Annotated in this window: 11 protein-coding genes; 1 reads left to right on the top strand and 10 read right to left on the bottom strand. The window is 76.6% G+C overall.

Annotated features, from left to right (window positions below; translation table 11 throughout):
• Positions 1-9 precede the first annotated feature (9 nt).
• Together ACI790_RS13405 and ald are read right to left on the bottom strand one after the other, a co-directional pair.
• On the bottom strand, positions 10-936 hold the full coding sequence (locus ACI790_RS13405) for a site-specific tyrosine recombinase XerD (RefSeq protein WP_456570268.1): 927 nt from the start codon (positions 934-936) through the stop codon (positions 10-12).
• Between the two features lie 38 nt (positions 937-974).
• Positions 975-2,090, bottom strand: coding sequence for an alanine dehydrogenase (ald, locus tag ACI790_RS13400; RefSeq protein ID WP_456570267.1), 1,116 nt, complete (start codon positions 2,088-2,090; stop codon positions 975-977).
• 245 nt (positions 2,091-2,335) lie between these two features.
• Between ald and ACI790_RS13395 the strand changes: the two genes are divergently transcribed.
• A complete protein-coding gene (locus ACI790_RS13395; RefSeq protein WP_456570266.1) occupies positions 2,336-2,992 on the top strand; it encodes a hypothetical protein in 657 nt (218 codons plus the stop codon).
• Between the two features lie 13 nt (positions 2,993-3,005).
• Here the strand turns inward: ACI790_RS13395 and ACI790_RS13390 are convergent, their stop codons facing one another.
• Genes ACI790_RS13390 through steA form a run of 8 tightly spaced genes read right to left on the bottom strand, consistent with a single transcriptional unit; the run spans position 3,006 to position 13,449 of the window.
• Positions 3,006-3,605, bottom strand: a complete 600-nt coding sequence (locus ACI790_RS13390) for an NUDIX domain-containing protein (RefSeq protein ID WP_456570265.1) — start codon at positions 3,603-3,605, stop codon at positions 3,006-3,008.
• A 3-nt stretch (positions 3,606-3,608) separates the two neighbouring features.
• Positions 3,609-5,297 carry a CTP synthase gene (locus ACI790_RS13385; protein WP_456570264.1) on the bottom strand — a complete coding sequence of 563 codons (1,689 nt, stop codon included), beginning with the start codon at positions 5,295-5,297 and terminating at the stop codon, positions 3,609-3,611.
• A 10-nt stretch (positions 5,298-5,307) separates the two neighbouring features.
• Complete coding sequence (locus ACI790_RS13380) at positions 5,308-7,725, bottom strand: hypothetical protein (RefSeq protein WP_456570263.1); 2,418 nt, start codon at positions 7,723-7,725, stop codon at positions 5,308-5,310.
• Positions 7,722-8,867, bottom strand: a complete 1,146-nt coding sequence (locus ACI790_RS13375) for a glycosyltransferase family 4 protein (protein ID WP_456570262.1) — start codon at positions 8,865-8,867, stop codon at positions 7,722-7,724. Before ACI790_RS13375 ends, ACI790_RS13380 begins: the two co-directional genes overlap by 4 nt.
• Positions 8,860-10,485: a murein biosynthesis integral membrane protein MurJ gene (gene murJ / locus ACI790_RS13370; protein ID WP_456570261.1), complete on the bottom strand. Its 1,626-nt coding sequence runs from the start codon at positions 10,483-10,485 to the stop codon at positions 8,860-8,862. The genes ACI790_RS13375 and murJ overlap by 8 nt, the downstream gene beginning before the upstream one ends.
• A complete protein-coding gene (locus tag ACI790_RS13365) occupies positions 10,482-11,321 on the bottom strand; it encodes a hypothetical protein (RefSeq protein WP_456570260.1) in 840 nt (279 codons plus the stop codon). The genes murJ and ACI790_RS13365 overlap by 4 nt, the downstream gene beginning before the upstream one ends.
• Positions 11,318-12,265: a copper transporter gene (locus tag ACI790_RS13360; protein WP_456570259.1), complete on the bottom strand. Its 948-nt coding sequence runs from the start codon at positions 12,263-12,265 to the stop codon at positions 11,318-11,320. Before ACI790_RS13360 ends, ACI790_RS13365 begins: the two co-directional genes overlap by 4 nt.
• Positions 12,262-13,449, bottom strand: a complete 1,188-nt coding sequence (gene steA / locus ACI790_RS13355) for a putative cytokinetic ring protein SteA (RefSeq protein WP_456570258.1) — start codon at positions 13,447-13,449, stop codon at positions 12,262-12,264. Before steA ends, ACI790_RS13360 begins: the two co-directional genes overlap by 4 nt.
• Between the last annotated feature and the right edge of the window lie 58 nt (positions 13,450-13,507).

Genomic DNA, 13,507 nt, shown 5'->3' with positions numbered 1-13,507 from the left:
TCGGCGATGTCAGGTCAGGGCGCGGGGATGGCTGGTGGCGTACACCTCGCGGAGCCGGTCCACGGTCACCAGCGTGTACACCTGCGTGGTCGTCACCGACGCGTGGCCGAGCAGTTCCTGGACGACGCGGACGTCGGCGCCGCCGTCGAGCAGGTGCGTCGCGAAGCAGTGCCGCAGGGTGTGCGGGGAGATCGCCGCCGGGTCCAGCCCACCTGCCCCGGCCGCCCGCTCCGCCGCCGTCCGGAGGATCGACCACGCGCTCTGCCGGGAGAGCGGCCCGCCGCGCACGTTGAGGAACAGTGCGCCACCCCGCACGCCGGCCGTACCGCCGGCCGCCAGCGCGGGGCGCGCCCGCACCAGGTACTCCTCGACGGCCCGCAGCGCGTAGCTGCCGACCGGCACCACCCGCTCCTTGCCGCCCTTGCCCGCCAGCCGGACGGTGCGCTGCCCCCGGTCGAGGTCGTCGACGGCGAGACCCACCGCCTCGGAGATGCGCGCACCGGTGCCGTAGAGCACCTCCAGCAGCGCCCGGTCGCGCAGCCCGCGGGGGCCCTCCAGCGCCCCGGCGGCCTCGATCAGCGCCACCACCGCCTCCACCGAGACCGCCTTCGGCAGCCGCCGGGCCGGCGTGGGCGGGCGCACCTCGTGCGCGACGTCGTCCGGCACCAGCCCGTCGAGCAGCGCGAACCTGTGCAGCCCGCGCACCGCCACGACGGCGCGGGCCGCGGAGGTCGCCGACAGCGGCGGGTGGTCGTCGTCGCCCCGGCGCAGCGCGCCGAGGAAGCCCGCGACGTCGGACTCGGCGACCTCCCGCAGGCCGCTGACCCCGGCGGCCGCCAGGTAGGCGGTGTAGCGCCGCAGGTCCCGCCGGTAGGAGGCGATGGTGTTGGCCGCCAGGCCCCGCTCGACGGTCAGGTGGTCGAGGTACCCGGTCACGACCCGCTCGAGGTCGGGACCGGCGGACAGCGCGCTCGTCAGGGGAGCACCTCCTGCAGGGGGGCGGCAGCCATGCCGTGGGCCTCGGCCACCTCCGGGAGGACCACCTGACCGGCCACCACGTTCACCCCGTGCGCGAGCGCCGGGTCGCGCCGGACGGCGGCCGCGGTGCCCTCCGCGGCCAGCGCCATCACGTAGGGCAGCGTCACGTTGGTGAGCGCGTGGGTGGAGGTGTTGGGGACCGCACCGGGCATGTTCGCCACGCAGTAGAACACCGAGTCGTGCACGCGGAACGTCGGCTCGTCGTGGGTGGTGGGCCGGCTGTCCTCGAAGCAGCCCCCCTGGTCGACGGCGATGTCGACCAGCACCGAGCCGGGCCGCATCCGGGACACCAGCTCGTTGCTCACCAGGGTGGGCGCCTTGGCCCCGGGCACGAGCACCGCGCCGATGACCAGGTCGGCGTCCAGCACCGCCCGCTCGACCTCGTAGGCGTTCGACGCCACGGTCTGCAGGTGCCCCTGGTAGATGCGGTCGGCGGCGCGCAGCTTGTCGATGTCGCGGTCGAGCACGACCACCTCGGCCTGCATGCCCAGCGCGATCGCCGCGGCGTTCATGCCGGAGACCCCGGCACCGATGACGACCACCGTGGCGGCGTACACCCCGGAGACGCCACCGAGCAGGACGCCGCGGCCGCCGTGCACCCGCTCCAGGCAGTGCGCGCCGACCTGCGGCGCCATGCGGCCGGCGACCTCCGACATGGGCGCCAGCAGCGGCAGCGCGCCGTCGGCGGTCTGCACCGTCTCGTAGGCGATCGCGGTCGTGCCGGAGGCGACCAGGGCGTCGGTGCACTCCTTCGACGCGGCCAGGTGCAGGTAGGTGAACAGCGTCTGGTCCGCGCGCAGGCGGCCGTACTCCTCGGCCACCGGCTCCTTGACCTTGAGCAGCAGGTCGGCGTCGGCCCACACGTCGTCGGCGGAGGCGACGATCCGCGCGCCGGCGGCGGCGAAGTCGGCGTCGGGGATCGAGGACCCCTCGCCCGCGTGCTGCTCGACCAGCACCGTGTGCCCGGCCCGCGTCAGCTCCGTCACCCCGGCAGGGGTGAGCGCCACCCGGTACTCCCGGTTCTTGACCTCTCGGGGAACCCCGACCCGCATCGACTCACTCCTGGTCCCGGCAGGCCGCTCCCGAGCGTGACGGGACACCCCACCGCGTCGTGGGCCGCCCGGTCGGGGGCGGGCCTCGGCCGGAGTGTAGGCACGCCCGCCGTCCCCGTCCCGGGCCGTGCGCCGATTCGTGACCGTTCCGCGCCCCCGCGTGCGGGCCGGCCGCCGTGCTGCCGGGGCGGCGGCGCTGATCCACGATGACGGGGCACCCCACCCGTCTTCCCGGAGGACCGCCCATGCGCTGCTACGCCGAGCACCCCGCCCTCCGGGCGCGCCAGCTGGCCGCCGACGTGGGCATCCTGGCGTGGACGGTGCTGTGGGTCCTCGTGGCGCGGGCCGCGCACGGAGCGGTCCTGCTGCTGGCCGAGCCGGGGCGCGCGGTCGAGGACCTCGGCCGGTCGGTGTCGGGGTCCATGACCTCGGCCGCCTCCGCCGCCGAGGGCGTGCCGCTCGTCGGGGAGGAGCTGGCCGCGCCGTTCGGCGCGCTCGCCGGCGCCAGCGGCTCGGTGCGCGGCGCCGGCCGGTCGGTGCAGGACGCCGTCGAGACGCTGGCGACGATCCTGGCCGTCGCCCTCGTGCTGCTGCCGGTCGGCTGGCTGCTGCTGCGCTGGCTGCCCTGGCGGCTGCGCTACGCCCGCGACGCGGCGGCGGCCACCCGGCTGCGGACCTCCGGCGCCGACCTGGAGATGCTGGCGCTGCGGGCGGCCGCGACCGCGCCCCTGCCCCTGCTCGCGGCGCTGCCGCCGGGCACCGGCGCCGCGTGGCGCTCCGGTGATCCGGCCGCGACGCGGGAGCTGGCCGGGCTGGAGCTGCGCCGCCTCGGGCTGCGCCCGCCCGGGGCGGGCGCCGCTCCCGGCAGCGGCGCCACCCCGGCTCCGGCGACGCTCGGCTGAGCGGCGGTCCGGCTCAGGTGGCGTCGACCGGTCGCAGCCGCGGCCCGGTGGCCCGCGCCTGCGCCGCGGCGAGCAGCCCGACGACCGCGGCGGCGTTCCGGATGTCGCCGTCGAACACCCGCTGGACGGCGTCGCCGAGCGGCACCCGCTCGACGGTCATGTCCAGTTCCTCGTGCTCGACGGTGAACCCCTCGGGCCGGTCGACGTCGCTGAGCCCCTCGGCCAGGTAGACCAGCACCATCTCGTCGCAGAACCCGGGGCTGCTGTAGTGCGTCGTCAGCAGCGACCACCGCTGGGCGGCGAGCCGGGTCTCCTCGGCGAGCTCCCGCTTCGCGGTCTCCAGGGGCGGTTCGCCGTCGGCGTCCCGGAGGCCGGCCGGGAGCTCCCAGAGGTAGTTCCCGACCGGGTGCCGGTACTGCCGCAGCAGCACCACGTTCCCCTCGTCGTCGAGCGCCACGACGGCGACGGCGCCGGGGTGGTGGACCACCTCGCGGACGCTGTCCCCGCCGCCGGGCATGGCCACGGTGTCCTTGGCCAGCCGGATGACCCGGCCTTCGTAGACCGGTTCGGTGGCGAGGACGCGGTACTCGTGCGGCGCCGGCTCGTCGTCCACTGCTCAGATACCGACCTTCTCGGCCTCGTCGACCGGCACCGGCAGCCGGGCGGCCTCCTGGTAGTCGACGGCCGCCTGCACGAAGGCGGCGAAGAGCGGGTGCGGGCGGGTCGGGCGGCTCTTCAGCTCGGGGTGGGCCTGGGTGCCGACGAAGAACGGGTGCACCTCGCGCGGCAGCTCGGCGAACTCGACCAGCAGGCCGTCGGGCGAGGTGCCGGAGAACACCAGCCCGGCGTCGGTGAGCCGGTCCCGGTAGGCGTTGGCGACCTCGTAGCGGTGCCGGTGCCGCTCGGTGATCTCGGTGGCGCCGTAGGCGGCGGCGGTGACCGAGCCCGGCTGCAGGGCCGCCGGGTAGCTGCCCAGGCGCATGGTGCCGCCGAGCCCGCGCTCACCGGCGATGACGTCGACCTGGCTGGCCATGGTCGCGATGACCGCGTCGGGGGTCTCGGGGTCGAACTCCGCCGAGTTGGCCTTCTCCAGGCCGGCCACGTCGCGGGCGTACTCGATGACCATGCACTGCAGGCCCAGGCACAGCCCCAGCGTGGGGACGCCGTTCACCCGGGCGTACCGGATGGCGCCGAGCTTGCCGTCGATGCCGCGGACGCCGAACCCGCCGGGGATGCAGACGCCGTCGACGCCGGCGAGCGCCTTCTCCGCACCCTCGGGGGTCTCGCAGTCGTCCGAGGGGACCCAGCGGATCTGCACCCGGCTGCGGTGCGCGAAGCCGCCGGCCCGCAGCGCCTCGGTGACCGAGAGGTAGGCGTCGGGCAGGTCGATGTACTTGCCGACCAGCGCGACGGTGACCGTCTGCTTGGGCGCGTGCACCCGGTCCAGCAGGTCGCCCCACACCGTCCAGTCGACGTCCCGGAACGGCAGGCCCAGCCGGCGGACGACGTAGGCGTCGAGGCCCTCGCGGTGCAGCACCTTCGGGATGTCGTAGATCGACGGCGCGTCGGGGCAGGAGATGACCCCTTCGGCGTCGGTGTCGCACATCAGGCTGATCTTGCGCTTGAGGCCCTCGGAGATCTCCCGGTCCGAGCGGCAGACCAGGGCGTCGGGCTGGATGCCGATGCTGCGCAGCGCGGCGACCGAGTGCTGCGTCGGCTTGGTCTTCAGCTCGCCCGACGGCGCGATGTAGGGGATCAGCGAGATGTGCAGGAAGAAGCAGTTGTCCCGGCCGATCTCGTGCCGCACCTGGCGGGCGGCCTCGAGGAAGGGCAGCGACTCGATGTCGCCGACCGTGCCACCGATCTCGGTGATCACCACGTCCACGCGCTCGGCGCTCTCCGCGCCGGCCATGATCCGGGCCTTGATCTCGTTGGTGATGTGCGGGATGACCTGCACCGTGTCGCCGAGGTACTCCCCGCGCCGCTCCTTGGCGATCACGTCCGAGTACACCTGGCCGGTGGTGACGTTGGCCCGGCCCGACAGGTCGATGTCCAGGAACCGCTCGTAGTGCCCCACGTCCAGGTCGGTCTCGGCGCCGTCCTCGGTGACGAACACCTCGCCGTGCTGGAACGGGTTCATCGTCCCGGGATCGACGTTAAGGTAGGGGTCCAGCTTCTGCATCGTGACCCGCAGGCCACGGCTGGCCAGGAGGGCGCCCAGCGAACTGGCCGTCAACCCCTTGCCGAGAGAGGACACAACACCGCCGGTGACGAAGACGAACTTCGTCGGCTGGGAGTTGCGCAAGAGCCCGAGATCACGTGTTCCAGACGGTCGACCCACGGGAGACGACCGTAACACGGTCGGCGCCGTCCGCCGGACCGGAGTGGGGAGCGCCACCCGGCGTCTCCCCCGTCCCGGGGGCCCCGGCGGAGGGGACGACCGCCAGCCACACCAGCAGGGGGACCAGCAGCGCGGCCGCCGTCGCGGGCAGCGCCACGCCGGAGTCGTTCACCGCCGCGCCGATGGTCAGGCTCAGCGCGACGGCCAGCAGCGCCGACCGCAGCACGGCGGTGTCGGCCGGGGACAGCCCGGCCGGCCCCCGCGGCGGGGCACCGGGCCGGTCCGCGGAGGTGCGCAGCGGACCGCCGGGCCGCAGCAGCCAGACGGCGGCCACGAGCGCGACCGGGAGCATCCAGGCCAGCGGGCTGCCGAGCAGGATGCCGAGGTTGGCCGCGGCCTTCCGGCTCACCACCGTCCACGCCTCACCGCTGAGGACCTGCTCGACGAAGCGCCCGAGGTGGGTGCGTTCACCGGCCGGGCGCAGCCAGTCCAGGACCGCGACCGTCCCCACGGCGACGACGGCGGCGGCGAGGATCGCGACCAGCCGGACGACGGTGACCCGCACCCGGGCCAGCAGCATGGCCAGCAGCAGGAACCCGGGCAGGGCCGCCAGCACCCCGCCGAAGTCGCGGCCGAGCGGGGGCGCACCGATGAGGACGACGGCGAGGAGCCCGGCGCCTACGACCACCGCCCCGGTGCGGGACGCGCGCCGCTCCGGGGCGGCCCGCCGGCCCACCGCCGTGGCGAGGGCGGCGGTGACCGTCAGCGCGCTCACCGACAGCAACCCGAAGGTGAGGTTGCCGTAGCCGGTGAACCGCCCGGCGACGACCGCGTCGTACCCGAGCGGCCCGTTCAGCTCCAGCGGCGAGCCGATGAGCACGTCGGCGACCAGGGTGCCGAGGGTGATGGCCAGGATCACCAGCGGCGGGCCCAGCGGGCGCCGCCGCCACGGGCCCAGGGCCGCGACGGCCGCCACGAGCAGGTCGGCGACGACGACGGCGGCCACGAGCGCGGCCAGCGGCGCCCCGGCCCGCTCCCACGGCGCGATCCCGGCCAGGTAGGTCGCCACGGGCAGCGCGGCCGCCGCCAGGCAGAACAGCCGCAGCGCCCGCCCGGCCGCCGGCCAGGTGCCGGGCGGCCGCCCCCGCCGGCCGGTGGCGACCACGAGGATCCCCAGCCCGACGACCGCGGCGCCGACGAGCACGAAGGTCCAGAAGAAGCCGCCGGTGTTGCGGTGGTGGGTGATCGCCGCGGTGTTGACCCGCTCCAGCTCGGCGACCGCCTCGGCCAGGGCCGGCCGCTCCCCCGTGCTCCGCCACGGCTGCCCGTTCATCGACGGCGGCGGCGCGATGCCGAGGGCGCGCAGGGCGGTCGGCGCCACGTCGATCAGCTGCACGAACGGCGCCCGACCGGTGCTCGCCGAGGTCAGCCACCCCTCCTCGAACCCCGGGCCGCGGGCCATCCCGACGTGCAGCTGGGGACGGCCGTCGTTGACCTCCGAGATGCCGGCGAGCAGCAGCAGGGTGTTCCCCGGCAGCGCGTCGACGGCGGCGCGCACGCGCTCCAGCGCCTCGTCGATCCGGCCCAGCGCGGCGGCCCGCGGCTCGGGCCGGGTGCCGTCGTCGGTGGGCTCGGCCCCGGGCGCGCCGGCATCGGTGAGCTGGTCGAGGGAGATCAGCCCCAGCGGGCAGGCGCCGAGCAGCTCGGTCAGCTCCTCCGGCTCCCCCGGCACGGCGGGCGCCGCGGCGAGCGGCACGCCCGGCGCGGCGACCGCCAGGGCGGGGGCCCGGCCGACGACCGCGGCGCAGCCGACCGCCTCCCCCAGCGCCCCGGGCTCGGCGCCGAAGCGGACGGTGCCCTCGTCCTCGGCGATCCGCGCGACGGTGGCCTGCGGATCGCCCAGGGCCACCCCGGCCACCCGCTCCTGCAGGCCGCAGTGCGTGAGCGAGGTGTCCAGCCGCGGCTCCTCGTCCGCCGGCTCCTCGCCGTCGCCCGCGTCCTCCGCGTCGCGCACCGGGGCGTCCCCGGACTCGTCCGTGCCCTCGGGTACGGGCACCGGTGGCAGGCCCTCGTCCGTCCCCGGGAAGCGCGCCCGGTTGCCCGCGCCCAGGGTCGCCCAGCCGTCGAGCAGGCAGCTGGTCGAGCGGGCGGCCCGCACCGAGGTCGCCCCGATGGCCGACTCCTCGGCCAGGGCCCACAGCTGCGGGGTCGTGCCCGGGTCGAGGTCGGCCCAGGTGAGGCCAGGCACGCCCACCACCACGACGTGGTCGGCGGCGTGGCGGTCCGCCTGCGCTCGCGCCCCCGCCCCGGCCGGCAGGCCCACCAGGAGGAGCCCCACCAGCGCCAGGAGGGCGGCCGCCCGGCGCGCCGTCCGCACGGCCGGGCCGGTCATGCGCCGGGCCGGGCCGGCGTTCCCAGCAGCTCGCGGTAGACCTCGACCAGCTGCGCGGCCGTGCCCTCCTCGTCGGGCCAGCTCGCCGCCTGCCGGAGCCCCGCCTCGGCGAGCTCGGCGGCGTGCGCGCTGTCGCAGAGCACCCGCACGACGGCCTCGGCCAGCGCCGCCGGGTCGCCGACCGGCACCAGCTCGGCGGCGGTGCCGAGCAGCTCGGGGAGCCCGCCGGTGCGGGTGGCCACCAGCGGCACACCCGCGCGCAGGGCCTCCTGGGCGGTGAGGGATCGGGCCTCCCAGCGCGAGGGCAGCACGCACAGGTCGGCGGCGGCGAGCAGGTCGGCGACGTCGTCGCGCCGGCCCAGCAGGGTCACCGGCAGCCCTTGGGCCCGGATCCGGCCGGCCAGCTCGTCGTGCAGCGGCCCGTCGCCGGCGACGACCACCAGGGGCGCGGGGCGCAGGCGCTGGTCGGCCGACCAGCGGGCCACCGCGTCCAGCAGCACGTCGTAGCCCTTCTGCGGGTGCAGCCGGCCGACCGCCACGACCAGCGCCCGGTCGTCGACGAGCCCGAGCTCCGCGCGGACGGCACCGGGCGCGCGGCCGGCCGCCGGCAGCGGCGGCGCGGACACCGGGGCCAGGCGCACGTCCCGGGCGCCCAGCCGCCGGGCGTTCTCCGCCAGGTCCGCCGAGGCGGCGAGCACGACGTCGGCGGCGCGGACGGTGGCCCGCTCCGCCTGCTCCAGCACCCGCCGGCGCAGCCCGCCGCCCTCGGGGAGCGCGTTGTGCAGGGTGAGCACGAGCCGGGCCGAGGGGGCGCCCAGCCGGCGCGCGGCCGCGGCGACGAGGCCGGCCCGCAGGCCGTGGGCGTGCACCAGGTCGCTGCCGGCCAGCGCGCGCCGCAGCGCCTGCACCGCCCGGGCGTCGGCCGCGGGTGCGAGCCCGGCCGAGATCTCCACCGGGGTGAAGCCGGCGCCCCGGCCGGAGAAGCCGAACAGCTCGTCGGTGGCCCGGGGGCCGCAGACGCCGACGGCGGCGCCGGCGGCGACGAGAGTCGGCAGCACCGAGCGCACGTGGGTGCCGACCCCGCCGGTGCTGGTGGCCAGCACCTCGGTGATCCGGCGGTCCCGCAGGGCCGGCTCAGCCACTGCGTACCTCCTGCTCGCCCGTCGACCGCAACTCCCGGAACGCCCCCACCAGGTGCGCGCGGGCCGTCCCCATCATGACGGCCAGCGCCACGACGAGCACGGTGCCCCCGGCCAGGATCCCGGCCCCGAGCGTGCCGAGCAGCCCGCCGTCGGGCACCGGGTCCGCACCCAGCGCGCGGGCCAGCCACAGCCCGGCCGCACCGCCCAGCGCGCCGGCCAGGAGCGCCACGCTGCCGGTGCGGGCCAGCCCCGCCAGCGCCGGCCGGCCGGCCACCCGGGCGACCACCAGCAGCAGACCGGCGCCGGCGACGGTGACGCCCAGCGTGTGCCCCAGGCCCAGGGCCAGCGCGCGGTCCTCGACGGGCAGCACCCGGGCGAGGACGACGTCGGCGACGACGGCGAGCAGCCAGCCACCGAGCACGCAGACGGTCGGGGCCTTCCACAGCCCCCGGGCGTAGAGCGCGCGGGTCAGCAGCGCCACCAGCCCGTAGCCGAGCAGCCCCGGGGCGAAGGCCACGATGGTGTCCCGCAGCGCGGCCACCTGGGCGTCGGTGCCCGAGCCCAGGAAGACGCGCGCCATCGGCCCGGCGATCGCGACCAGGGCGGCGGCGGCGACGGCGGCCGCGGCCACCGTGAGCACGGTGACCGGCGCCAGCGCGCGGCGGTAGCCGGCCTCGTCGCCGCTCTCCGCGCGCTCGGCCAGCCCGGGATAGGCCGACGTCGCGAGCGGGACGGCGAGGGCGGCCCAGGGCAGGAGGAAGACGGTGAGGCCGGCCGCGTAGATCACCTGGGTGCCGTCGGGGGCGCCGTCGTTGGCCAGCCGGATGGCGACGGCGGCCACCAGCTGCTGCCCGGCGAGGGTCAGCACGCCGGCCACGGCGAGCCGGCGCACCCGGGGCGCGGCGCCGACCGGGAAGCGCAGCGCGGGCCGCAGCCCCAGGCGCAGCCCGCGCACGGGCAGCAGCAGGCTCAGGCTCAGGGCCGCCACGCCGAGCGTCGTCCCGACGCCGAGGACCAGCTCGGCCGGGGTGGACAGCGCGGTCACGTCCCCCTCCCCGCCCATCGCGGCGAAGACGAGGTACGTCCCCGCCACCACCACGCTGGACAGCAGCGGCGCCAGCGCGGGCCCGGCGAACCGCCGGTGCGCCTGCAGCACGCCGGTGAGCACGATGCCGATCCCGTAGAGCACCACCTGGGGCGCGAAGACCAGCAGGAACCGGCTGGCCAGCTCCACCTCCGCCTCGTCGCCGCCGCCGAGCAGCAGCCGGGCGATCGGCTCGGCGAGCACGGCCAGCAGGACCGCCAGCGGGACCAGCAGCAGCAGGGTCCAGCCGAGCAGGGCCGACGCCGTGCGCCGCACCTGCTCGCGGTCCCCGGTGGCGATGCCGCCGGCGAGCATCGGCACCACCAGGCTCGCCAGCGCCCCGCCGGCGACGACCTCGAAGACGATGTTCGGGACGTTGTTGGCCGCCAGATAGGCGTCACCGGTGCTGCCGGGACCCACCGTGTTGGTGAACACCAGCGTGCGGCCGAAGCCGGCCAGCCGCGCCAGGACGGTGAGCCCGGCGATCAGGACGGCCGCTCCGGCCACCCCGCGCGCCACCTGCCGGGCACTCACGGGCGCAGGCGACCGAGGCGGTCCAGCTCCCGGAGGCCGGGGGTGGCCTCGATGACGCGGGTGAAGCTGATCCGCTCGCTGGCCAGGGTGAGCCCGGTGATCACGACCAGCGCACCGGCGCGGGCGCCCCGGGACGGCGCCCCGGCCAGCCGCAGGCCGAGGAGGGCGCCGAGGGCGTTCGCGCCGCAGTCACCCAGCATGATCCGCTCGCCGAGGTCGTCGGGCAGCACCGCGACGGTCGCCCCCAGCGGCCCGGCGACCAGGCCGCCGGCCGGCCCGCCGAGACCGGCCACCGCGGCGATCGCCGCGGCCTTGGCCGCACGCCCGGGGCGCAGGTCCAGCAGGTTGAGCAGGTTGGCTGTCCCGGCGACCAGGCCGGTGGTGAGGACGCCGTCGGCCAGGGCGCCGGTCCCCCGGCCCGGACCGCGGGTCAGCACCGCGGCGGCGGCCGCGGCCGCACCGATGCCGGCCACCTTCACCGCGCCGGCCGAGACCCGGCCCTCCCGCAGCGCCCGCAGGTGCCCGGCCAGCCCCTTGTCCCGGGACTGCTCCGGTCGGGCGCCGGCGAGGTCGTCGTAGCCGCCCACCAGGCCGGACACGGTGCCGACGACGGCGGCCGCGGCCCGGGTGCCGGGCGGGGCACCGAGTACCGCGCCCGCCGTGGCCGAGAGCGCGAGCGCCGGGCCGCCGAGGAGGCTGACCGGGCGGCCGGCGTAGTTGGTCCGCCGCCACGGCGCACCGGCGGGTCGGGCCGTCAGCGCGGCGGCGCCCGCGAGGGCGGCGCGCGCCGCCCCCGCACCGGCGAGCGCGAGCAGCGCGGGGCGCCGGCCGCTCACTGCGCGGCAGCGGGCACCGGCGGCACCGGCTGGGTGTCCTCGCCGGTCCCGTACTTGCCCGACGTGCCCTGCGACTCCTGACCGAGCGCCAGGACGGCGCTGATCCGGCCGACGACCGTGCCGACGTTGTCGACGGTGGAGACGGCGGCGGCGAGCGTCGGGTCGGCGCGGACGACGCCGATCAGCCCGTTCGGGCGGGCCGACGGTGCGTCGCCGGCCACGACGGCGCCCTGCCCCTGGGCGTCCAGCGCGGTGGCCAGCTCGACCAGGGCGGCGTTGCGGCGCTCGGCGTCGTCGCCGGTGAAGCCGCTGCCGGTGAGCAGCACCGCGTGGTCGGCGGGCGAGACGGAGGCGCCCTCGGGGATCAGCACGTCCAGCGAGCTGAGGCCGGCGAGGACCGAGGAGACCGCCGCGGTGTCGGGGGCCGCCCCGCCCGGCGGGATCATCAGGACCTGCGCCAGCAGCGAGGCCACCAGGGCGTCGGCGTCGCCGCTCTCGGGCAGCTGCACCCCCGCGGGAAGGCCGGATCCGGTGACGTAGCTCTGCAGCGCCGCGCCGGTCGCCGGGTCGCTGTACTCGGGCTCGAGCCGCACCACGCCGCTGACCGAGCCGCCGGCCTGGCCGACCAGGGCGGTGATCGTCTCCACCGTCTCCGCGGTGACGCTGTCGTTGGTGGGGACGAGCAGCACGGTGCGGTCGGTGAGGGTGCCCTCGACCAGCGCGGGGGCCACGGCCTGCTCGAACTCGACGGAGGTGTCCAGCTGAGCCTGCAGCTCCCGGGTGCGGTCCTCCAGGGCCCGCTTGTCCTGCTCGAGATCGGCGACCTGGTTCTCGATGTCGGCCAGGATCGGCTCGTTGAGCGCGGTCGTGCCGATGACGATGCCCAGCGCGACGGCCAGGAAGACCGCGATCAGCGAGACCAGGTGGTAGCGGAAGTCGATCACGAGAAGAGGTTCTCCAGCCAGAACATGAAGCTGTTCCATTGGTCGAGCAGCAGATCCAGGTAGACGCGCCCGGCCGCGGAGAGGGCCAGCGCCGATCCGATGGCGAGCAGGGCGGCGAGCACGAGGATCACGAGTGCGGTGGTCGAGATGCGGCTGCGGTAGAGCCGGCTGACGCCCTTGGCGTCGACGAGCTTGCCGCCCAGCCGCAGGCGGGTGAGGAAGGTCGAGGCCATGCCGCCGCGGCCCTTGTCCAGGAACTCCACGAGGGTGGCGTGGGTGCCGACGGCGACGATGAGCGTGGCGCCCTTCTCGTCGGCGAGCAGCATCGCGATGTCCTCGCTGGTGGCGGCGGCCGGGAAGGTGATGGCCTCCACGCCCAGGTCCTGCACGCGGGCCAGGCCCGGGGCGCGGCCGTCGGCGTAGGCGTGCACGACCACCTCGGCGCCGGAGCGCAGGACGTCGTCGCTCACCGAGTCCATGTCGCCGATGATCATGTCGGGCGAGTAGCCGGCCTCGACCAGCGCGTCCGCGCCGCCGTCGACGCCGATGAGGACCGGGCGGTAGTCGCGGATGTAGGAGCGGAGGGCGTGCAGGTCCTCCTTGTAGTCGTAGCCGCGGACGACCACGAGCACGTGCCGGCCCTCGATGGACGTGGTGACGTCGGGGACGCCGACACCGTCGAGCAGGAGCGCGCGCTCGCGCTTCATGTACTCCATGGTGTTGGCGGCGAACGCCTCCAGCTGCACCGACAGACCGGCCTTGGCGTCGGCCATGGCGGCCGCCACCGTGTCGGTGTCGTGCGCGGCACCCTCGGCCACGACCGTGCCGTCCTCGGTGACGAGCTGGTCGCCGTCGAGGCGGACCGTCGCGCCCTCCTTGAGCTTGGCGAACACGTCCTTGCCGACGTCGTCGAGCAGCGGGATGCCGGCGTTGATGAGGATCTCCGGACCCAGGTTCGGGTACCGGCCGGAGATGCTGGGCGCGGCGTTGACGACCCCGGCCACCTTGCACCCGACGAGCGCGTCGGCGCTCACCCGGTCGATGTCGACGTGGTCGATGACGGCGATGTCGCCGGGGCGCAGTCGCTTCGTCAGGTTCTTGGTGCGGCGGTCCAGGCGGACGGTGCCGGCGACGCCGGGCCCCGTCTCCTGTGCCCGGCCGCGGCGAACGGTGCCGATGCGCATGACTCCGCATGCTGCCACGCGCCGCGATCAGGCCGATCCTCCGACGCGCCTCGGCGAC

Source organism: Blastococcus sp. SYSU DS0539 (assembly GCF_054050855.1).
The sequence above is the reverse complement of the archived record's forward strand: the minus strand, read 5'-3'. Positions and strand labels throughout refer to the sequence as shown.

What these genes read in the sequence shown, in the direction of transcription:
- ald (WP_456570267.1), bottom strand. Translation starts at nt 2,090, where the DNA reads ATGCGGGTCGGGGTTCCCCGAGAGGTCAAGAACCGGGAGTACCGGGTG.
- ACI790_RS13395 (WP_456570266.1), top strand. Translation starts at nt 2,336, where the DNA reads ATGCGCTGCTACGCCGAGCACCCCGCCCTCCGGGCGCGCCAGCTGGCC.
- ACI790_RS13380 (WP_456570263.1), bottom strand. Translation starts at nt 7,725, where the DNA reads ATGACCGGCCCGGCCGTGCGGACGGCGCGCCGGGCGGCCGCCCTCCTG.
- steA (WP_456570258.1), bottom strand. Translation starts at nt 13,449, where the DNA reads ATGCGCATCGGCACCGTTCGCCGCGGCCGGGCACAGGAGACGGGGCCC.